We start from the raw sequence: 21,392 nt of genomic DNA, 5'->3' as shown, positions 1-21,392 counted from the left end.
AACCCGATACGATGACTTTGGGAGGACCGTTCCTTCCTTTTTAGTGGTGATGAGGATTACGCCGTAAGCTGCCCGTGAACCATAGATGGCTGCGGCAGAGGCATCTTTTAATACATCAATGGATTCAATATCGTTGGGGTTGATACCACCCAGGTAGTTCATACCGGTCCCATTGGGGCCTTCAAAACTTTCGTTGGGTTGAGGCACACCATCTACTACATATAATGGCGTATTGAGAATACTGTATTCGTCGTAAGAGGAATTGATCTGGGAACTTCCGCGTACGCTTACCGTAGGCGTAGCGCCAGGGGCGCCGCTAAAGTTTTGTACATTGACGCCGGAGAGCCTTCCCTGCAATAGCTGGTCGAAGCTGGAGGCCGGTAGGTTGGCTAATTCTCTGCCTGAAATACTCGAAATGGCAGCAGTATTTTTCTTGCGGGTTACTTTTTGGTAACCGATCACAACTGTTTCGGTGAGGTTACTGTTGGATTCGGCCAGCTTGATGGCGAAGGGTTTTTCACTGCTAACTTTGAAGGTTTGGGTAGCATAACCTACGGAGGAAATTTCAGGACATCATTGATGCGGGATGGAAGGGAGAAGAAACCTCTTTCGTTGGTTGTGACACCGCGGTCGGTGCCCTTGATCTTGATGCTGACTCCTTGTAGTGGTTCGTTTTTGGAGTCGCTAATAATGCCGGTAATGATTACTTCCTGCGCTTGCATACAAAAGAACAGGCATAGCAATACCGATGATAAAAAGAGCTTTTCATCATTGCAGTTAATTTGGTTTTAACCTAAAGGTAGCGGTAATACCATGATAATATTGCGCAGATGTTGACTTTTCTTTAACAAATTTTACCACTACTAAAACAATTTAGCAGGTTGTTTCATTGTGCAACCGTTTGCGCCAGGGTTAAAGATTCAACGGCGGTTAATAAATATATTTTTACACGATTGAAGTATTTATGAATTGATAGCGAATGTGAATGCAGGAGGTTTGAAATAGAACAGATAAGTGGTAAACTTTTCATGATAGGCTGGCAGGGTACAGGCTGTGCATGTTGAGCAGGAAGTGGCGGCCGGCAATTCCTGCCCAGGCGGGACAAGCTGTGAATGGTTAATGGATTTGTTCTGATAGGTTGGGCACAAGTATGTCCCGCCCTAAAGGATGAGGCAACAAATATGCCTTCTTTGCGCAAGGATGGGGAGTTGATAAGGTGATAAGTTGAATGGTTGAGCAGGAGAATATGAAATGGCAGGCTTGATTGCACTGATCTGGTGGATATTTCGTATATTGAATAAGGAGACAATACTTATGGTTTACGAGTCTATGTTTAAAACTTCCATTTCGATCAAATGCGCCAGGGGACTGGTTTTGCCAATCGAAAACAATACAAACCCGCATTCCGCCTGCATTTGAGCTTTCCTTCCTTACTATTGCTTTACGGTTCCTTTACTGTTGCCTTACTGCTCACCTGGACCTGACCAGGGAGAACCCAGGGCTTAGCCCGGAGTAAGGCAGGGGTGGACCAAGACCTGATGGGGGCCTGACCATGACTTTACCAGGATAAATACCAAGTGGTGTCTTGTGCTGGAAGCAGGTTGCCGTTCATCAAGGGGTGCTCCAGGTGTTGTCATGGGGTGTGCCTGGTGGTATACCAAAGTGATAGGCACGGGTTCTCTATGATCGTAATTTCAGTCCATCTAAAGATTTAACATTTTATTGCGACACTATACGACAGGGTGCGCCAGGTTGCGACAGGGGCCTTTTTGTTACCACAATCCTTAGTAGTAAATTCAATAAAATTAAAGTTATGGCCAGGTATCTATCGAATATAGAGATCCATGGATCGGTTGGTGAGCAAACTTTCTATACGAATGCGTATGGAAAGCAGGTAAAGGCAAAAGGAAGTCCCAATGCGCATGCGATGAAGCATGGAGACAACTTCCTCAATAGCCGGTGTAATGCAGCAGAATTTAAACGTGCCACAGGGGCTGGGAAGCTTTTTCGCCTGGCGATGGGGCCAGTGCTGGCTGGTGTGAAGAATATGCAGTTGAGCGGCCGCATGATAGGCTGGTTGCACCCGGTGATCAAGGGTTATCGGATGCATAACAGAGGGGAGCGAACGATGAAGGCGGGTGATTTTTCGAGGCTGGGGGATTTGAATTTAACCCGGACGATGGGTTGGATGATGTGTTGCCCTTCAATACTGCCAACCACTGCCGGCTGGAAGGGGGAGCAGCAAAGGTGGCAATCCCTGCATTCAGGCTACGGAAGAAGAAAAGCATACCGGCAGGGGCAACACATTACCGGCTGGTATCGTGTATACTTAGGATCGATTTTGAGCAGGGAGGTTTACACGTAGTGTAGAGGAGGGGCCACTTTGTATAATGGGGCGTAAGGCGGGGGCAGGCTTTGAGGTGGAGCAAAAAGTGCCTGTGGTAGATGAGCAGGGTTGTTCTTGGCTGGTAGGGATCGTGTTTTATAAGCTGGTTGGTGACAAGGCCAGGTTGGTCAAAGGAGGTGTAATGCGGGTGATGGAATGGATTGGCGGGGAAAGGATAGACCTTATTACTATCACCTGACTATTGTTCCTATAAGATCCCAGTATGATGGTGGGTGGGGTAGTTTCTATATTCACCACTTCTTCAAACGGTTGCTTTTCACTACAACGGCTACCTGAACAAGATGTGCATAAACATATTGATTGCATAACTTACACCTCCTATTAAAGTTCCTATCTTGCGCGCCCTTCTACCAGGTGAAGTTAATAGTTGCCTCAAAGCAGTATTGCCCTTACACGGTTTTAGGCATTTTTAGCACGGTTACCGGTTTAAACTGCACACTTATAGGTTTGTGCTTGTTGGTATAACGGCATCCCCTTAATATTGCAGTCTCCCTTAGTCGGGCCACAAGAATCCCAATCTTCTATGAGGAACTAATATAACCTCTATTTGTAAACCCAGCCCAAAACCTTACTGCGTATATGGGAAAGCCATATTCGTACATACCTTCCTATGCCCTGACTGTTGTATTGGTCCTAATCATGACCACTGCTTCGGCTCAGGAACAATCAAACAAAGCCGCCGCCGATACCTCCGGGCCGGCCCCCAGGGCTTTACGCAAGATCACCGATTCCGTTCGATCCCTCACCGATACCGCCATTAAAGGCGTAAAGCAACTGGCCAACTACCAGGGAAAGTCAGCTGAAAAATCCATCAAGTCAAAACGATCGCTATTACCCACGGCGCCCGGTTTACCCAAAGCAAAGGACCTGCTACCTAGGGACTCCCTGCGTTTTGATGTACACAACCCGTTCAAAAAACTATTGCTGGCCAAACCCCTGGTAAAATTAAATGGCGGTTATGTAAGCTACCAGTTCAACTACCGCACGGCTATTGACACGCCGTATGTAGAAAAGAATATTGCCCAGCATAATATTACGGGCAACCTGTCGCTTACCCTGGCCGGGCATTTACCGGTGCGGGTGACCTGGTGGTCGCGCCAAAGCAATTCAGGATCTTCCGTGACATTACAGATGTACAGGTGTCTTTTGACGGGGCAGCCTATAAACAGCAATTACAAAACTCGCTAAGGCAACGTTTACTGGCCATGGCGCCCAACCTGCGCGATTCGCTGACAGAAAAGTTATATGGGGTAAAAAAATTACAACTGGATAGCCTGAAAGCAGGCATGCTGCGTTCCTTCTCACCGCAAGACCTGGTAGAAGCGCATGAAACCCTGCGGGTGCCGCGCATTACCTGGACGCCCAGCCTGCCCGACAGTGTGAACCAGGCGCGGGAAGACTCACTCAAAAAAGTAGCGGGTTTATTCCTGGACCTTTACGATAAAACCAGGGGGAATATGACCGGTTGACCAGGCAGGTGGATTCACTGAAAGGGGCTTACGAACAAAACCGGCAGAAAGTGCAGCGCTTCAAACAACTGGTGGGCGGACGCTGGGAAGAACTGACGGCTACACGTGGCTGGACGGATAAACTGCAGGAATACGGCATGGGACAGGTGCAGGTGCCTGCCAAATACCGCTGGCTGATGGGATTAAGGCAATTCAGTGTGGGCAGAAGTGTAACGAACTACAGTGAGCTGACGGTAAAAAATACCAGCGTTAACGGGATCAACTTTTGAATACAATAGTTGGTATTACCTGGCATTGAGTGCCGGCCTGGTGGATTACCGCTACCGCGATTTTGTGGTGAACGGGTCGAATAAAAAACCGCAATACCTGTACCTGGTACGGGCGGGTATTGGCCGGCTGGAAAAGAACTATTTTATCCTCTCGGCCTTCCGGGGTGAGAAACAATTGTTCCCCTCCAATGGCTCCCGGCTGTCTTCTATTACGGTAACCGGTTTTAGTGCTGAAGCAAAGATGCAGCTAAACCGTACCAGCTATATAACCGCTGAAATAGCCAAATCACTGGCGCCCGACTTCAGGCACAACCCTTCACAGGGCAATACCAAGTTTTCGCTGTCCGGATAAAGTAACCAGGCCTATTCCGTCAAAGCATTTTCCTATATCCCTTCTACTGGTACCCGCCTGGAAGGCTATTATAAACATACAGGCGCCAATTTCCAATCGTTCAGCAGTTTTCAAACCAACAATGCCCTGGAAAGCTGGATGGTAAAAGCAGAACAAGGATTCTTCAAACGCAAATTGCGGCTGACAGGCTCCCTGCGTAAAAATGAATTTACCAATCCCTTCCTGCCACAGGATTATAAAAGCAATACGGTATTCAAAAGCCTGACGGCTACCTTCAAAATGCGCAAATGGCCGGCAATTACCGTGGGCTACCAGCCCATGAGCCAGCTAACGGCGCTGGACAGTGTGGTGATCGAAAACCGGTTCCAGGTACTGAATGGCAGCGCTTACCATACTTATCATATAGGTACCCTGCGTACGGCCTCTACGCTGGTACTCAACAAATTTTACAATAGCGGCCGGGATACAGGTTTTGTGTACTTCAATGCCACCCATGTATTCTGGGCGCAGCAATTCTACTTCAACAAGTTTACCACGCAGGTAGCTATTTCATATACAAAGAATTCCAGTTACCGCCTGGTGGTGATGGACGAAGGGATACAATGGAACCTGAGGCAATTGGGATCAGCCGGGTTTGGGGTAAAGATCAATGCACTGAATGATCAACTGGTAAAAACAGGGGGTATGTAAATGTCAACCTGAGGGTATACAAACAGGATTTTATTACGCTTAGTTATGAATCGGGTTATTTGCCTGGATTCAATAAAGGGTTGATACAAAATGAAATGGCGACGGTGCAGTTTGTGAAGAGCTTTTAATCGCAGGTTACGCAGCGGGAACGCAGATTACGCAGCAAAGAAGGATTGCAGGAAGGGCACAAGTACGCCGGTACACGGGGCCTGGCTGCCTACTTGCGCCAGGGGCTAAGAGGTGACACCTTTTCGTTTTCGTGGTAAGGGAAAGGTGTCACCTCTTTCCTGATGAAGGTGAGCCGCTCTACAACGCTGCATTTGCCAGTCTGCAGAGCGACCCACCTTTCGCCAGGGTGCAAACAAATAAAATTTGGATGACAGTTCCTTGCGCCAGGGGGAGAAGAGTTTTTAATCGCAGGTTACGCAGCGGGAACGCAGATTACGCAGATGAGAAGGATTGCGCAGATGGAGGAAGAGGCAATAATGAATTACGAAATAAGACTTATGAGAAAGATATTTTTATTCACGGCATTGATTGCACTGGGCCTAAGCGGTAACACACAGGTAGTGCTCAACCTGCAGTTACCGCCATTGGGCCTGACCATCAAACCACAGTTGTGGAACTTATCGCTGATCAATACGTCGCAGCAGGATATGCAGGTGCGTATTGAAATGATAATGACGGATGTGGCCACCAACCAGCGGGTATTGACGGGCACTTCCAAACTGATCCACCTGCCCAGGGGGCTGAAGCAGGTACAGCTAAGTGATGTGATACCCATTACCTACAATCCGGGCAGTGCGGGCTATGCAGTAGATCCTTCACCCGAAGGCTTTTTACCCATTGGGTTGTTCAATATTTGTTATACAGCTATCCGCATAGAAAGTGATGCGGTAGACAGGCTGGGCGAGGAGTGTGAAACGATCGAGATAGAACCGGTCAGCCCGCCCCAGCTGATGATACCGATGGATGAAGAACAGGTAACCATTACCCGGCCCTTTTTGCCTGGATACCGCCTTCGCCCTTCAATACGCTGAATGGGTTGCTGTACGATTGGACGCTGGTAGAAGTACAGGCTACGCAAAGCCCGGCCGATGCCATTCAGCAGAATGTGCCCCTGTTGAGCCGGCAAAATATTTCCTTCACCAATTTTCAATATCCGTTGTCTGCACCTGAGCTGGACAGCAGCAAGCTGTATGCCTGGCGCATTACGGCCAGGAACAACCTGGCGCCCATTGGCAATAGTGAGGTATGGAGTTTCAGGGTGCGGCAATATGCACCGGACACCGTTGCCGGGCCCGGCACGGATATTTTGCCAGGCTGCACCGGGAGGAAGATGCTGCCTTTACCATCTGCACTGGCGTACTGCGGTTTGAATACAACAATGACCTGAACAGTGCGGCCATTCAATTACGATTATTCGATATCAGCAGCGCCAACCGCAAGTCCATTCAACTGGATAGTACGAGCCAACAGGTACGCATAGGACAAAACTTTGTACAGGCAGACCTGCGGGAAACCCTGGTATGATCACCAGGCATATATACCTGCTGGAGGTGGAGAATGCCAGGGGCGAGAAGGGCTTTTTGAAGTTTGAGTACAGGGAGTAGAGACTGGGGCGAGTGGTGAGTGGCGAGTAGGAAATCCAAGCAAAGATCCACCAGCCACCAGCCATTTACTACCAGCCGATTAATAAAAGACGATTCACGATTAAAATATCATTGCATGTTAGTTTCTCTGGCGCGTTATCACAAGTGTATTGCCTGGTTTTTATGGGATTGATCTACCTGGAACTGGCCCTGGTGCCCCTGGCAGCGAGGAGTGAACCAAGGATGCCCATTGCTTTTAAGTCGACAGGACTTTATGGCAGGGATGCTGCTTATTTGAAAAATGGTGCAGGCTGGTCAACAGCTGCCACTCCTGGTACAGGGGCCAACTTACCCATGACCAAGGCCCCCATTCCTTTCAAAGCTCCGGTATGGATGGCAGCGGCAAGACCGCTGGCAGGTAACGCCACCGGTAACAAGTATACCAACCCATTAACCGCGACGGCGCCATTGGCGATAGCCAGCCCTGATGGCGTAGCAGGTACCGGCCCCGGCCAACCGGAGATGGATGCCTTTACATCGGTAGGCAGCGCCAATATGGTGGACCTGTTTTCAGGTGACTTTTCTTATAATATTCCCCTGCTGGATGTAGGTGGTTATCCGGTGAACCTGGCTTATCGCGCCGGTGTGACGATGGACCAGGATGCCAGCTGGGTGGGCCTCGGGTGGAATGTCAACCCCGGCACGATTGGCCGGAGCATGCGGGGCCTGCCCGATGATTTCAATGGGCGGTATGATACCGTGCGCAAGATCATGTCGATCAAAGAAAACAAAACAGTGGGGGTAACGGCAGGGGCAGACATTGAAATAGCCGGTAAATCCAACGGCGGTGAAAAGGCTTCAGATACGACCAAAGGAGCAAAGGGCGCTAGCTTCAGTTTTAGCTTTGGCGGTAGCCTTGGCATTATGCACAATAATTACAAAGGCTGGGGATTGGAAAATAGTATCAATGCCAGTATTAATGCCGGTGTACCAGGTTTGGGGTCATTGACAGGCGGGCTTTCCGTTGCCAACAGTACGATGGATGGACTTTCCGTGACACCCTCTGCCAGCCTTAGTACCAAACTTTTGTAACTGATAAAGAAAATAACGGACTATCCGGCTTTAGTTTCTCGATATCCTCACCCTATAATTCACGATCGGGATTGAGGGCTTTGCAACTGGGGTTAGGTAGCACTAACTCAAGAAACAAGCATAAGGATCAGAATAGTAATGGCAGCTATGGCAATAGTTTTTCTACTGCCATCTCTTTTGGTTCGCCCAGCTATACGCCTACTATTTCTATGCCCTATACAAGTCACCAGATCTCTTTTAAGGCCAAAGTAGGCCAGGCGATCAAAGTGGCTTTCCCTGACCTGTTTGTCAGCGCTTATATTTCCAAACAATATATTGACAAGGCCGATACCCTCATGGAGTTGCCTTCGTATGGCTACCTGCATTACCAAACTGGCGCTCAGAACCGGGCTTCGCTGCTGGATTTTAACCGGGAAAAGGAAATGCCTTACCGGGAAAAGCCGGCCGTTCCGCATATTGCCCTCCCCGTTTATACCTATGATGCGTTTTCCATTACCGGTGAGGGTACAGGTGGTATGTTCCGGGCCTACAGGAGTGATATTGGTTTTGTACATGACCACTTTATCCGCACCAAGGACAAGTCGGGCCGGCTCGACCTGGAAATAGGGGTCGGCGACCTGGTGCATGCCGGGATTGACCTCAATATCAACCGGGTGGTTACACAAAATGGCCCCTGGCTGAACCAGAATGTGTTGAAGCATGCCACGCGGTTCAGGGCCGATTCGGCCGATTTTCAGGCGGTGTATTTCCGTAATCCCGGTGAAAAATCGATCAACGACAAACAATTTTATGAAACCCTGGGCGGCGATGATGTGGTAACAGTGGGCCTGGCACAGGAGAATAAGAACAGTGCGATCATTACCGCCACCAATTATTTGTGGCGGTATAAGGATGGCAAGTCCAATGGAGACAAAGTGCTATCGGCCAGCAATGCCGTGAAAGCCCAACGGGATAAACGTACCCAGGTAATCAGCTACCTCAATGCCCAGGAAGCAGCAGCGGCAGGCCTGTCGAAATACATCGAGTACCACCAAATGAACCAGTTTGATTCGGTATCCTGTACCGAAGGTTCTTTTGGTATTGATCCCCTGACCGGAACGGGACTGAAGGCCGAGTATTATAAGGGTATTACCCTCAGGGGAAAACCCGACTATGTACGTCAGGACCCCAATATTGCTTATGACTGGTTCAGGCGTTCGCCTGATGGCGTACCCGGTTTCCCGGGCGATTATTATTCCGTACGCTGGACGGGCCGCCTTAAAGCGCCGGTAACAGGCACTTATATATTTTATACCACCAGTGATGACGGTGTGCGTTTTTGGCTCAACGACAGCCTGCTGATCGATGACTGGGGCCGGCACAGCCGGGAAGGTGGACAACGTAGTGATACGGTGTACCTGGAAGCCGGTAAAATGTACAATTTAAAGCTGGAGTATAAAGAAGAGGGCGGCATCTCGTATATGATGTTTGAATGGAAGCATAAAAATCAACTGGAAAAGGATACGGTACCCCGCGCCTTTTATATCCGCCGCCTGCTGTAGATACTTTTGAACACAACTATATTGTAAGGGAACAACGGGTCAACCAATTCAGGAAGGCTGGCCATATATCGGAGATCAATGTATTGAACAATGATGGCCGGCGTTATGTGTATGGTATTCCTGTATACAACCTGAAGCAGAAAGAGGTCACCTTTTCGGTTGATAACAAGCAGGCCGACCGCGATGCCGGGTTGGTAGGATATGTACCCGGTACCGATAATACCACCGGTAATAAGCTGGGCAGGGACAATTATTACAACAGCGAGGAAATGACGGCCTATGCGCATTCTTACCTGCTGACAGGCATTTTATCGGCTGATTATTCGGACATCACCGGCAATGGCATTACAGACGATGACATGGGCGATGCGGTGAAGTTCAATTATACCAAGGTGGCTGGCATCCGGAATCCTTACCAATGGCGCACTCCTGCCTTTGACACCAAAGCAGCGTATAATGAAGGGTTGAAGACGGATAGCCGCGACGACAGGGGCAATTACATTTATGGTGAAAAAGAGCTTTGGTATATGCACTCCATCGAATCCAAAACGATGGTGGCCACCTTTATACTGGAAGAGCGCGATGACCTGCCTGCTTATGACGAAAACGGCAAACGCATCAACAGCCATGCCGCCAAAAGGTTAAAAGAGATCAGGCTATACAGTAAATCGGACTTTGCGGCCAAACAAACCAGGGCTATACCGGTAAAAACGGTTCATTTCCGCTACTCCTATAAACTCTGCCCGGGTGTTTATGGGCCGGGCACGGGTAAGCTCACCCTCGACAGCTTGTGGTTTACCTATAATGGTAATAATAAGGGCAAACAAAACCCTTATGTGTTCCATTATAACCCGCATAACCCGGCTTATAATATTAAATCGAGTGACCGCTGGGGCAATTACAAAGACCCTTTACAAAACCCCGGATCGACCAGCGGCAACCTGCTGAGCAATGTGGATTATCCGTATGCCTTGCAGGACAGCCTTACCGCTGCTCAAAATGCAGCTGCCTGGGCATTGGATTCCATTCGCCTGCCTTCGGGCGGCGCCCTGAAGGTGCAATATGAAAGCGACGACTATGCTTTTGTTCAAAATAAACGGGCGGCACAACTTTTCCGGGTAATTGGTACGGGCAGAACAGCCAATTTTGACCTACGTAAATCGGGTCTGTATACCAAAAACATTTCGATGAGCTGGGATGACCACCGGTATGTATTTATCCGGGTGCCCAAACCCGTGAGCAACCGGCGCGAGCTGTACCATGCCTACCTGGAAGGAATAGAAAAACTATACTTCCGGATAGCGGTGAAAGTGCCGTCGGACAATTATGGCAGCGGCTATGAAACGGTACCCTGTTATGCCGACCTGGAAGCCGACAGTAATTATGGGGTAGTGAACAGCCAGGTGATCTGGGTAAAACTGGCAGGCATATCGCTGAAAGGCGATGGACCGGGCAGGTTTAGTCCGCTCGTAAAAGCAGCCTCCCAGTTCCTGCGCCTGAACCTGCCTTCCAAAGCCTATCCCGGATCAGAAACGGGCGACAAGCTGGATATGGGCGAAGCCGTAATGATGCTGATGTCGCTGGCCACCAATATTACAACTGCCATCCAGGGTTATGATGCGATGGTGCGCAATAAACCCTGGATGCAACAGATAGATACCCTGCGCAGTTTTATACGATTGAACAATCCTTTCCTGAAAAAGATGGGTGGCGGCCACCGGGTAAAACGCATTACGGTGTATGACCATTGGGATAAGATGGCGGTGAAGCCTGGCCAACCCAAGGTAAGGCCCGCGGTGTATGGACAAGAATATATGTATACCAATGACTGGCCGGTAAATAGCGATTCGGTGGCCGGCAGCAGTGGGGTGGCTATTTGGGAACCTGGTATTGGCGGTGAAGAAAACCCCTTCCGGGTACCGATAGAATACGTGGAGAAGATAGCACCACTGGGCCCGGTATCCCTGGGTTATTCCGAAGCCCCCTGGGCGAATCGTTCTTCCCCGGCGCCAGTGTAGGGTACAGTAAGGTGTGTGTGCGGACCATTAATTATAAGAACCGTAAATCGGCCAACGGATTTGAAGAAACGAAATTCTATACGGCGTATGATTACCCCATTTTTGTAGACAGAACTTTCCTGGATGATGCTACGAAAAAGCGCTACAAACCTGAATTGAAGAACCTGTTGCGCATCAAAGCCTATCATTTCCTGAGCTTATCGCAGGGTTTTAAGATAGAACTGAATGATATGCATGGCAAGTTGCGCTCGCAGGCTTCTTACGCGGAAACGAATCAACGCACCCCGCTTTCGTACAGTGAGCAATTTTATAAAACAGATACCACTGTAGCCGGCTACCGGCGATTAAAGAACCAGGTATGGGCAATGGGCCCTGATGGCAGGATCGATACCATTGCCCTGATTGGCAAGGATGTGGAGTTAATGATGGATATGCGGGAACAGCAATCCATTACGCATGCTGTGAATATCCCTTTCAATACAGAATGGTTTACCATTCCATTTGTACCGCCTACCTTTTTACTGCCAACAGCTATGAACTTCCTGCAGCGGGAAGAAAATATTTACCGTTCGGTTGCTACCACCAAGATCATACAACGCTATGGTATTTTGGACAGCGCCATAAAGGTCGATAAGGGCAGCCGGATCTCCACACAGGATATGCTGTATGACAGTGAAACAGGTGATGTGTTGTTGACCCGTACGCAAAATGAATTCAATGACCCTGTATACAATTTTAACTATCCATCGCACTGGGCTTATGATGGCATGGGCCTGGCTTATAAGAATATTGATGCGGTACTGGACAAGGTAACCATCCGGGATGGTAAACTGGTGGGTATGACGGCTGCGCAGGAAAAACTATTTGCCAGTGGCGATGAAATACTGGTAGCCGGCAGGCAACTGACAACCGACCTGCCTGGCTGCATCAATGATACGGTGGCCACTTTTGCAGACTACGATAAAATATGGGCGGTAGACAGCAGTGTATTGTACGGTGGTACCCGCGCCATTTACTTTATAGACCGTTGGGGCAAGGCTTATAATGCCTACAATGTATCGATGCGCATTATCCGTTCGGGCCGCCGGAATATATTGGGGGCTGTGGGCAGTGTAACCAGCCTGGACAGCCTGGTGAAGCGAAATGCAGCCGGTAACTATGAATTGAAAGTGAATACCAGTTCCAGGATCATCGCCGCATCGGCGGGTGAGTTCCGTCAATTCTGGAAAACAGATGATATACTGCGCAAGCAAAAAACGATGACCTGCCTACCCATCCGCCAACCCAATGGCTTTGTGGAATGTATCCGGAATGCGGGCATCTATACCGGCTTCCAACGTATACAGTTAGAGGATATGAATCCCCTAAGCCCTTCTTACCAGCAAAAGACCTGGGATACCGTATTTAATTGTGCAGAATGCCCCCGTCCGGCCAAATGGGTGGTGCAGGCCAATACTTTCCAGTGCGCCCAGGACAGTGCGGGTAATAACCTGGGATTCCAATACCAGGGCGAGCTGGATACGGCCAGTTGCAGTGCTACGTTTGGCCAATACCGCTGGAAGATCGTTATTCCCGGCAAATGTGCTGAATGCCCCAAGCCGGCCAAGTGGCAATATGAGGCCTACGATAGCTGTCAAAGATCAATGGCGTGCATACAGGTTATGTATTGCGCAGACAGCGGAATATAGAAACCTGCAGCCCTGATTATGGCTCCATCCGCTGGGTACGCGATACGGCCAACTGTACCCTTTGTCCGAAACCCGTTGACTGGTGGAAGATTGACACCTTCCGTTGTGAAATAGTGGGTGGCGTTAAAACCGGTTATGCTGAACAACTGGAGATCAACAGGCAACCCTGCTTAAACAATGATTCGGCGTCCAGGTGGGTGAGGGCAGCATTTAATTGCAGTATGTGTGGCGGCGGTGGCGCTGCCGGCTGGAAAACTACCGGAACTCCTCCCCGCTGTGTGACATCTGGCGGCGTCAATACCGGCCAGCAAGAGCGGGAAGAAAGAGACACGGCGCTGTGCAGTCCTACTTATAACCAAACCCGTTGGATGGCCGACGGTGTGAATTGTACCAATTGTCCCATGCCGGCAGGCTGGAAAGCTACCGCAAATCTTCCCCGTTGTGTAACGTCTGGCGGCGTCAATACCGGCCAGCAGGAGCGGGAAGAAAGAGATACGGCGTTGTGCAGTCCTACTTATAACCAAACCCGTTGGGTGGCCGACGGTGTGAATTGTACCAATTGCCCCATGCCGGCAGGCTGGAAAGCTACCGGAGCCTCTCTCCGCTGCGCGATATCTGGTGGTGTTAATACCGGCCAGCAAGAGCGGGAAGAAAGAGACACGGCGCTGTGCAGTCCTACTTATAACCAAACCCGTTGGGTGGCGATAGGCATCAATTGTATAAGTTGCCCAAGGCCCTCTTCGTGGAAGCTGGTCGATTCCTTCTGTCTTGTTTCTGATCCGCACAAACCAAACGATTATACCGGATACCAGCGACTAATATACAGGGACACTTCCGGATGTAACAGACCCGATTCAACAGCAGACAGGTGGAACCCGGGAGGCTGTCGCCCTTGTGTGTATGCGCGAATTGAATATTCCAATGAGGCGCATGTATATGATCCAAAAGAGGATTTAACTACCGCATCTGCAGATATTCATATCCGTTTTTACTCGGATTCTACATTTACATCACCCTATCCGGTATACAATTTATCAGTTTCTTACTATGTTGATGTTTACCAGGGAAGCTATATGTTAAGCCGTAACACCGAGACAATCATTTGTAATGGAACAGCCGCTTTCATTGGAAGAACGAGGATTCAGGAATATGTTCCTGGCCAGGAGACTAGTGGTTGGCTGTGGCACTATCATGTACCAAATTCAAGTGTCGTTGCAGGACCTTGCAAATACCTGGGGCCCATACAATAATGTTTATTAAATAGATTAAGCCAATAAAGAGCATGAAATATTTTAAATACATATCTGGCGCCTGGTTGATGTTGGGCTTTCTTATAGAAACCAACGCCCAAACCTGTGATACCCTGCGCGGCACCATCTGCAAAAGCATTGTGGCCGATACGGTATTCAATCCTTATGTAACGGGGGTATTGGGCAATTGGCGGGCCAATAAGAGTTATACCTACTATGCCCGCCGCAAAGAGCAGGACCCCACTACTGCTACTACGAATATCCGGCAGGACGGCACTTTCAACGACTTCTCGGTATTCTGGGCTTTCCAGAACGAGCGGCTGGCCGCGGCGCCCGATACCAGCCGCTGGGTATGGAACAGCGAGCTGACGCTCTTCAACCGCAAGGGCTTTGAAGTGGAGAACCGCGATCCGCTGGGCAGGTACAATGCCGGCCTGTATGGCTACAACCTCACCATGCCGGTAGCAGTGGTGCAAAACAGCCGTTACCGGGAGAGCGCCTATGAAGGGTTTGAAGATTATGTGTTTGCCACCCAGCGATGTGATACGGCCTGTGCCTCAAACGCCATATTGATTTTTCAACCTATCAATTGTCTATCGATACCCTGCACGCGCATACGGGCCTGCGCAGCCTCAAGGTGCAGGGCAGCAGTGGGGGAGCTATTGGCATAGCTTTCGGGGTAGAACCATTATCGGCCGATACGGTGATCCCCAAACTGACCTTTACCATCAAAAATGTGGATTGCGGCAGCCAGGTGCTGCAGGATATACGTACGAACGAAAAGGTATTGCTGCCCGTATTTAAGCCCGCGCCGGCCACCCGTATGGTGATCAGCGCCTGGGTAAAAGAAACAGGCGATACCACCCTGCGGAGCTCTTACGCCAACAACAAAATCGTGGTAACAGATAAAACAACAGCTTTTACCTTTTATCCTTCGGGGCCCATTATTGAAGGCTGGCAACGGTACGAAGGGGTATTTACCATTGGCAACAATGCTACGGAGCTGTTGGTGAACCTGCAATCTATCGGGCCCAACGCTGCTTACTTCGACGATCTACGCATTCATCCCTTCAATGCCAATATGAAATCCTTTGCTTTTCATCCGGTAAACCTGCGGCTGATGGCTGAGCTGGATGAGAACAATTATGCCACGCTGTATGAATATGATGACGATGGCACCCTGATCAGGCTGAAGAAGGAAACACAACGGGGCATAAAAACGATCAAGGAAACCAGGAGTGCGCTGGTAAAGGACAATTAGACAATTTGACAATTAGGCAATTTGAGAATTTGAAAATTAAGAATACAGAATAATTCAGGGGTATGAAGAAAATAATAAACGTAATCATAATTGTGTTGGTGTGTATGCTGGCGGGGGCGAACAAACTCAGGGGCAGGTAACGGGAGTTGACAAGGCAGTGGTAGCGCTGCATAAGCTGGCAGCGAAATACCACCAGCCGCAATGGCTGAGCTTTGATGTGCAATTTCGCTATGCGGCGGAAACGCAACCTGCCACCTGGCTGGACTCGCTGGGCGGGCAATACAAACTGCATGGTAACCGGTTTTGGTCCATACTGGACGACCAGGTAAGTATTAACGACGGGCAGTTGCAACTGATGGTATTTGCAGAAGACAAACTGCTGATGCTTGCCAGGGCAGGGAGTAATGCCGGCGCGGGTCCGGTCTCGATGCTCGACTCCTTCCTGGTAATACAAAAAGAAGGCAATTATCAGTTTACCACCACTGCGACAGAAGAAGTGATTGAAATATCGTTTCCCGGCCCGGGCATGTACAAAAAGTTAGCCTGGCATATCGACAAGCAATCGGGTTACCTCAATAAGATGGTGAGTGTATTGCCTGCAAACCAGTTGTATGATCCTTCGGTGCGTGCATTGGTCAATGGCGGCAGCGATGCCTATGTGATCGTTGAAACGCTGTATCGCCATTACCAGCAGGGCGCTTTTACAGAGGGTGTGTTCAACCTGGGGAAATATATTAAAAAGAAGGGACGGCGTATGTGCCGGTTGCACCGTATGAAAACTATAAAGTGTTTTTGGGAAGTGGGGGACTGTAATCGCTGATTACGCTGATGGAATGAAAAGTCCGAAAGTCCGAAAGTCGGAAAGTCGGAAAGACCGGAAGTCCGGAAGCCGGAAAGACCGGAAGTTGAAGCCCGGATTGCTGACTTCGCTCATAGCGCGTTGCTTGCTTCAGGATTTGATTAAGAACTTTTGATAATATTATTATGAGAAAGCTGTTGCTTATTCAATGGATTGTCAGTATTGGCTTGTTGTTGCTATGCTATACGCCTGCACAGGCAGGAGAAGATCCGCCGGTGATCAAAGTATTGGATGGCAGCCTGGGACAGCTAAAGGTAGACTCGCTGGTATCCGTTAAGGACGCCAAGGTAGGGGTGTACCCGCTTGTAACCCCTTACCGCACCGAAAGCATTGTGTCGCTGGAGGTGAATGAAGGCTTGCCCATTTACCTGCAGGATTCTTTTCGGTTACCGTGGGACTGGCCATCACCTATAAGGATTTTGGTGGCAACCTGAACACGGAGAACAGGGTGCTGGCCATCAATTATATGATGACGGGCGGCTATAAAAATAAAGCTACCTATATCAGGACCGGGTTTACGGAAGTAACGGTGAAGATCACCAGCGTAACGGTATCCAGGAATGGAAACTGGGACCCCTTGCCGGGCGTAAAGGTGGTGAACCAACTCAACAGCTTTCCACAATACCTGTTTACGTATAGCGGGAATAGCATCGGCCAGGTAAGTGATTCGGCCTGGGCTGCCAATAGCGGCCGGGACGACCTGCCGGTATGGTGGACGCCATCCATTGGCGCGGATGAATACGACCTGGAATGGGCCTATATAGATTCTGCCGCCCTGGCGGCAGGCCGGTACAATAACGCTTTGGGCCAACCTGATGCTGCAAAGATCTTTGCGTTCAATGCCAGCCGGGTATCGGTCACCAGCACCGCTTACCGCATTCCCCTGTTGTACGACAGCAAGGGCGATTTGTTTTACCGGGTACGGGCGGTACAGGTGAAAACAGGGGCGGCCGTTATGAGGCCACCTGGAGCAACTTTATTACTGCCGGGCATGGCCGCTTTGCTTTTGATGGCCATGAAAGGACCTTTAACTGGCAGGCTACCACCAGCTTTGCCGAAGACGGCAAACGCAAGAGTGTGGTACAATATTATGACGGTAGTTTACGCGGGCGGCAAACGGTGACCAAGGACAATAACACCAACCGTACCATTGTAGCCGAAAGCTTTTACGATTACCAGGGCAGGCCGGTGATACAGGTATTGCCTGCGCCTACGCTCAATACGATTATCGGCTATACGCAAAATTTTAACCGGGGCATTAATCCCGGTGCGTATGACAAGAACCAGTTTGACAGCATGGCCAACCCCTCGCTGTACTGTAACCTGCAGGCCGGGCCGATGGACTCGGTGAGCGGCGCCTCGCAGTATTATTCCTCCCTAAGCCCTTATAAAGACTCCGGGGTGCATAAATACGTGCCTTCGGCCGGTGGGTTTCCGTTTACGGAAGTACAATATACCCAGGACAATACAGGCCGCATCAGCCGGCAGGGCGGGGTAGGCCCCGACTACCGCCTGGGCAGCGGCCATGAAACCCAGTACACCTATGCCACGCCCGATCAGCGGGAACTGGACGCCTTGTTTGGAACGGAAGCAGGCGACCGCTCGCATTATTTCAAAAACCTGGTGCGCGATGCCAATGGCCAGTACAGCATCAGCTATGTTGATATGCATGGCCGCACCATTGCCACGGCACTGGCCGGCAACCCTTCCCTGGAAAGCAAGCTGGAAAAACTGCCTTCCAACCAAAGCGCTGTTATTACCAAAACCCTGGCCGACCCTTATTCGGCCGTGATCAGGACCTGGTGATGGAAAGTCAGAAAAGCCTGGACGTTACTACGGCAGGTAACCACAACTTTGTATATACGCTGAACCCCTTGCTGCTGAAGCAGGAGGGCTGCAAGATGGATTCGGTATGTTATGATTGCCTGTACGACCTGGAGATCATTATTACCGATGATTGCAATAACAATAAACTGGGTGGTAAAGCCTTTGATACGGTGGTGCGCAATTTTTCGCTGAACGGCATTGACACCATTTGTAATAATGGAACAGGATTTACAGTAGCTTTTACCAAATGGCTGCCAGAAGGCAGCTATGAGATCACCAAGCGCCTGTCGGTCAGCAAATATGCGATGGATTATTACCGCGACAGTGTGTTCATGGCGAAAAACACCTGCAGAAGCCTGGATGATTTTATTGCGGAACAACGGGCACTGCGGGCACAACTGGCCATCGATTGTAAACCCAGTTGTGCGACTTGTGAAGCCGAGGTGGGCGACTATACCGCTTACCGAACACGGTTTATGACCAACAATGGCATTGCCATGGTAGATGCAGCCGCCTATGAAAGTATGGCCCGCCAAAGCTTTGAGGAGGCCAGACAGCGTTGCCTGGAATTGTGCGATAAAGAAAGTGATACCCTTACCATCCGTAAGAGTATGCTGATGGATATGATGCCCTCTTCGGGCCAGTATGCCAATATTGACCGGCTGGACGACCGTTACTCTATTTTCTTTTCGCGCGTGGACTCTACCAGCGATAACAGAACCAAGGATACCCTGGCGGCCTATACACTGGTGACCAATTACCGGAATGCCGATGGCCAGCCCGAACTGGTATACGATGAAGCCATTGGCCAACTGGTGCCCCCACAAAAACTAACGGCTGAGCAATTTGCCCAACGTTTTCAACCCAGTTGGGCCGAAGCCCTGCTGCCCAGGCACCCCGAATATGCTAAGCTGGATCGCTATACCCATTTGGAAGCCAGCCATGCCTGGGACCGTAAGTTTGAAGCCATCGACACCTATGCCGAAGCCAGGGCCGCGGGTTATTTGAACCCGATTGACGAGAGTACAGTCAGACCTTATTTTGGAACCAACAGCAATAATATTGATCCCTTATACAGCCTGAAGAATAATTTCTTCATGACCTTCCTGAGGGATTCTCTCCTGCAATTCAGGAAGGTAAAACTGGGCGATGGAAAGGGCACGCCCGAGGTAACCTTGAGCTTGTGGAGTGCGGCCACCATTACCGTGATGTGCCCCGGCAAAAGCAACAATCAAACCTGTGTGCTTAATTACAGTACGAATGCCAAAGCTTTTAACGCTGACAGCATGTGTGCCGCCGAACAGGATATGGCCTGGCGCAGCTTTCGCCAGCTGTACCTGGAAGTAAAACGCCGGCTGGTGAACAAATACGTGAAAGGCTGTGAAGGCCAGGGTTGCATGACTGCTGCAGCGATCGTAGCTACCGGCCACCAGCCGCATTTTACGGATGCTGCCGAACTGCTGCAATCGGGCGCCCTGCCGCCCCTGCCATCGGATACGAACGAAGCCAAAGCCATGGCCCAAAAATATTATGAGGATAATTGCAAATCGTATGTAACCCATTGGCTGGAAGCGCTGGCTCCTTGTGCGAAATATGATACGGGCAGTCTGAACCAGGTGATCATACCCGCGCTGATAGACATTTGCAAAGCAGGATCGGACCTGCAGCATCCGTATGGCTCCAGCTCGGTAAGTGCTGCCAGCACCCGGCCCGGCCACCTGCGCAGTTTTGAAGCCTACTTACAATATTATAATGCCAACAATGGTGTTACCGACAAAGTAAATTGTAATGCTTATGGCATTGCCATTCCCAAACCCTATGACCAGCAGGTGATCAATGGCAATAAACCCTTGTACAACAAACCCGATACCTGCGAGTGCAACAATATATCGCGCCTGTATACGAAATTCAAGCCCAAACGCACGCAGTTTGGCACTTTCTCCAATTACCTGAAGCGGGTATACCAAACCGATATTGCCGATTCGACCCTCAACACCTTACTGGCGTTGTGTGGTAATATAGATTTCCCGGCCACTACCTGCCATTATGTATCGCAGGCCATTTACCTGCCGCCGGTATTCCAGTGCAATGCCAATGATGTATGTGTGGACTGCAACCTGTTTAAGCAGTTGAATACGGCCTTTAAGGATTCATTCCCGGAGTACAACCCAGGTTATCTGATACCCTGGTGACCGATTCGGCACAGTTGCGCCATAACCTGGTGTACGAGCAGTTTATGAACCATCGCCTGGGGTATGTGAAAACGGCAGAAGAATACCTGCTGTTCAATGGGCAGTGCTATGGAACCATCGTGAGTGCCAACTGCGACAGCCTGCAGGACATGGTGGCCGGTTTCAATATGGCCCGGCAACAAACGCATGGGGTGGAGACACGCTTGGGTTATGGCGGCCCTGCGCAACTGACCAACCCTTATACGATCATGACCGATGGTATGCTGCGCTTGCCCGATTCTGTACGGGCAAAACCCGGCAATTGGTACAATGCAGTGGAGCTTTTTTAAATGGCGGGAAATCTTTTTGCTGGACTGATGGCTATACGGTGGAAGCGAAACTGCGGATACCGGGATATGCCGGGGCGAAACGTTTTACCTGGCCCTCTGGAACCTGGTCTCCACTTTCAGTGTTTATAATGATACTATTTTTCTGACAAGCAGCGAAGACAAATGGGGATGGAAAGAAACCTATAGTGGTGGGGTACGAGCAGGCACCACACCAGCCAACTGGTTTACCGTTAAGATGAAGGTAACGCCATCGCGCTACTATATCTATTTCAATGGCGTGCTGCTGGCCGATCATGCCCGCAACCCGGCCAATGCCTTACAAAGCGTTCCTAATTTCCAGCTAAGCATCAAAAGTAAACTGAGTGATGTTGACTGGATCAAAATGTATGATGCCAATGAGCAATTAAAATATTATGAAGAATACACGGCGCCAGCGGCGCCGGCGATGCCTGATGCGAGCTACCTATGCCCTGTAACATCGGCAGATTGTGCTGCCGCGTTTGTGACCTATTTTAATCAACGAACGGGTAAGAGCTACTCAAAAACCAGGTAGATT

25 protein-coding genes and 1 pseudogene are annotated in these 21,392 nt (G+C 49.8%); 24 read left to right on the top strand and 2 right to left on the bottom strand.

The annotated features are described in order from the left end of the window. Window positions 1-81: 81 nt before the first annotated feature. Window positions 82-462, bottom strand: a pseudogene (locus tag RS881_RS30870) (TonB-dependent receptor plug domain-containing protein); the annotation flags it as partial. 89 nt (window positions 463-551) lie between these two features. Further along, the gene (locus tag RS881_RS60145; protein WP_350339968.1) at window positions 552-722 is read right to left on the bottom strand and encodes a carboxypeptidase-like regulatory domain-containing protein; all 171 of its coding nucleotides are present in this window, start codon (window positions 720-722) and stop codon (window positions 552-554) included. 633 nt (window positions 723-1,355) lie between these two features. Between RS881_RS60145 and RS881_RS30865 the strand changes: the two genes are divergently transcribed. From RS881_RS30865 to RS881_RS30750, 24 genes are all read left to right on the top strand, one after another. Further along, the gene (locus tag RS881_RS30865; RefSeq protein ID WP_315814267.1) at window positions 1,356-1,484 is read left to right on the top strand and encodes a hypothetical protein; all 129 of its coding nucleotides are present in this window, start codon (window positions 1,356-1,358) and stop codon (window positions 1,482-1,484) included. Between the two features lie 329 nt (window positions 1,485-1,813). Continuing rightward, window positions 1,814-2,365 carry a hypothetical protein gene (locus RS881_RS30860; RefSeq protein ID WP_315814266.1) on the top strand — a complete coding sequence of 184 codons (552 nt, stop codon included), beginning with the start codon at window positions 1,814-1,816 and terminating at the stop codon, window positions 2,363-2,365. A 25-nt stretch (window positions 2,366-2,390) separates the two neighbouring features. Further along, window positions 2,391-2,585, top strand: coding sequence for a hypothetical protein (locus tag RS881_RS30855; RefSeq protein ID WP_315814265.1), 195 nt, complete (start codon window positions 2,391-2,393; stop codon window positions 2,583-2,585). Window positions 2,586-2,986: 401 nt separating this feature from the next. Continuing rightward, window positions 2,987-3,595, top strand: coding sequence for a hypothetical protein (locus RS881_RS30850; protein ID WP_315814264.1), 609 nt, complete (start codon window positions 2,987-2,989; stop codon window positions 3,593-3,595). After that, window positions 3,547-3,876, top strand: a complete 330-nt coding sequence (locus tag RS881_RS30845) for a hypothetical protein (RefSeq protein WP_315814263.1) — start codon at window positions 3,547-3,549, stop codon at window positions 3,874-3,876. The genes RS881_RS30850 and RS881_RS30845 overlap by 49 nt, the downstream gene beginning before the upstream one ends. After that, window positions 3,873-4,145, top strand: a complete 273-nt coding sequence (locus tag RS881_RS30840) for a hypothetical protein (RefSeq protein WP_315814262.1) — start codon at window positions 3,873-3,875, stop codon at window positions 4,143-4,145. Before RS881_RS30845 ends, RS881_RS30840 begins: the two co-directional genes overlap by 4 nt. 25 nt (window positions 4,146-4,170) lie before the next feature. Then, window positions 4,171-4,497 (top strand): hypothetical protein, encoded by a 327-nt coding sequence (locus tag RS881_RS30835; protein ID WP_315814261.1) that lies wholly within the window; start codon window positions 4,171-4,173, stop codon window positions 4,495-4,497. Window positions 4,498-4,635: 138 nt separating this feature from the next. Then, entirely contained in the window at window positions 4,636-5,187 is a 552-nt protein-coding gene (locus RS881_RS30830) for a hypothetical protein (RefSeq protein WP_315814260.1), read from the top strand. 506 nt (window positions 5,188-5,693) lie between these two features. Further along, window positions 5,694-6,227 carry a hypothetical protein gene (locus tag RS881_RS30825; RefSeq protein WP_315814259.1) on the top strand — a complete coding sequence of 178 codons (534 nt, stop codon included), beginning with the start codon at window positions 5,694-5,696 and terminating at the stop codon, window positions 6,225-6,227. Window positions 6,228-6,232: 5 nt separating this feature from the next. Further along, window positions 6,233-6,583, top strand: a complete 351-nt coding sequence (locus tag RS881_RS30820; RefSeq protein WP_315814258.1) for a hypothetical protein — start codon at window positions 6,233-6,235, stop codon at window positions 6,581-6,583. Between the two features lie 379 nt (window positions 6,584-6,962). Further along, window positions 6,963-7,871 carry a hypothetical protein gene (locus RS881_RS30815; protein ID WP_315814257.1) on the top strand — a complete coding sequence of 303 codons (909 nt, stop codon included), beginning with the start codon at window positions 6,963-6,965 and terminating at the stop codon, window positions 7,869-7,871. Window positions 7,872-7,951: 80 nt separating this feature from the next. Next, on the top strand, window positions 7,952-9,412 hold the full coding sequence (locus tag RS881_RS30810) for a PA14 domain-containing protein (protein WP_315814256.1): 1,461 nt from the start codon (window positions 7,952-7,954) through the stop codon (window positions 9,410-9,412). Window positions 9,413-9,495: 83 nt separating this feature from the next. Beyond that, window positions 9,496-11,430 (top strand): hypothetical protein, encoded by a 1,935-nt coding sequence (locus tag RS881_RS30805; protein WP_315814255.1) that lies wholly within the window; start codon window positions 9,496-9,498, stop codon window positions 11,428-11,430. A 17-nt stretch (window positions 11,431-11,447) separates the two neighbouring features. Beyond that, entirely contained in the window at window positions 11,448-13,118 is a 1,671-nt protein-coding gene (locus RS881_RS30800; protein WP_315814254.1) for a hypothetical protein, read from the top strand. Continuing rightward, the gene (locus RS881_RS30795) at window positions 13,097-14,368 is read left to right on the top strand and encodes a hypothetical protein (RefSeq protein ID WP_315814253.1); all 1,272 of its coding nucleotides are present in this window, start codon (window positions 13,097-13,099) and stop codon (window positions 14,366-14,368) included. The genes RS881_RS30800 and RS881_RS30795 overlap by 22 nt, the downstream gene beginning before the upstream one ends. Window positions 14,369-14,400: 32 nt before the next feature. Next, the gene (locus RS881_RS30790) at window positions 14,401-15,039 is read left to right on the top strand and encodes a hypothetical protein (protein WP_315814252.1); all 639 of its coding nucleotides are present in this window, start codon (window positions 14,401-14,403) and stop codon (window positions 15,037-15,039) included. Then, a complete protein-coding gene (locus RS881_RS30785; RefSeq protein ID WP_315814251.1) occupies window positions 14,958-15,629 on the top strand; it encodes a hypothetical protein in 672 nt (223 codons plus the stop codon). The genes RS881_RS30790 and RS881_RS30785 overlap by 82 nt, the downstream gene beginning before the upstream one ends. A gap of 100 nt (window positions 15,630-15,729) precedes the next feature. Then, complete coding sequence (locus RS881_RS30780; RefSeq protein ID WP_315814250.1) at window positions 15,730-16,449, top strand: LolA3 family protein; 720 nt, start codon at window positions 15,730-15,732, stop codon at window positions 16,447-16,449. A 164-nt stretch (window positions 16,450-16,613) separates the two neighbouring features. Further along, window positions 16,614-16,922, top strand: a complete 309-nt coding sequence (locus RS881_RS30775; protein ID WP_315814249.1) for a hypothetical protein — start codon at window positions 16,614-16,616, stop codon at window positions 16,920-16,922. Further along, entirely contained in the window at window positions 16,880-17,611 is a 732-nt protein-coding gene (locus RS881_RS30770; protein WP_315814248.1) for a hypothetical protein, read from the top strand. Before RS881_RS30775 ends, RS881_RS30770 begins: the two co-directional genes overlap by 43 nt. Further along, the gene (locus RS881_RS30765; RefSeq protein WP_315814247.1) at window positions 17,566-18,294 is read left to right on the top strand and encodes a DUF6443 domain-containing protein; all 729 of its coding nucleotides are present in this window, start codon (window positions 17,566-17,568) and stop codon (window positions 18,292-18,294) included. Before RS881_RS30770 ends, RS881_RS30765 begins: the two co-directional genes overlap by 46 nt. Then, entirely contained in the window at window positions 18,291-20,507 is a 2,217-nt protein-coding gene (locus tag RS881_RS30760; protein ID WP_315814246.1) for a hypothetical protein, read from the top strand. Before RS881_RS30765 ends, RS881_RS30760 begins: the two co-directional genes overlap by 4 nt. Then, window positions 20,504-20,836 (top strand): hypothetical protein, encoded by a 333-nt coding sequence (locus tag RS881_RS30755; protein WP_315814245.1) that lies wholly within the window; start codon window positions 20,504-20,506, stop codon window positions 20,834-20,836. Before RS881_RS30760 ends, RS881_RS30755 begins: the two co-directional genes overlap by 4 nt. Before the next feature lie 235 nt (window positions 20,837-21,071). Then, window positions 21,072-21,389 (top strand): hypothetical protein, encoded by a 318-nt coding sequence (locus tag RS881_RS30750; protein WP_315814244.1) that lies wholly within the window; start codon window positions 21,072-21,074, stop codon window positions 21,387-21,389. The last annotated feature ends 3 nt before the right edge of the window (window positions 21,390-21,392 follow it).

The organism is Paraflavitalea speifideaquila, from assembly GCF_032395985.1.
GTDB lineage: Bacteria > Bacteroidota > Bacteroidia > Chitinophagales > Chitinophagaceae > Paraflavitalea > Paraflavitalea speifideaquila.
This window is presented reverse-complemented; position numbering and strand designations above follow the sequence as displayed.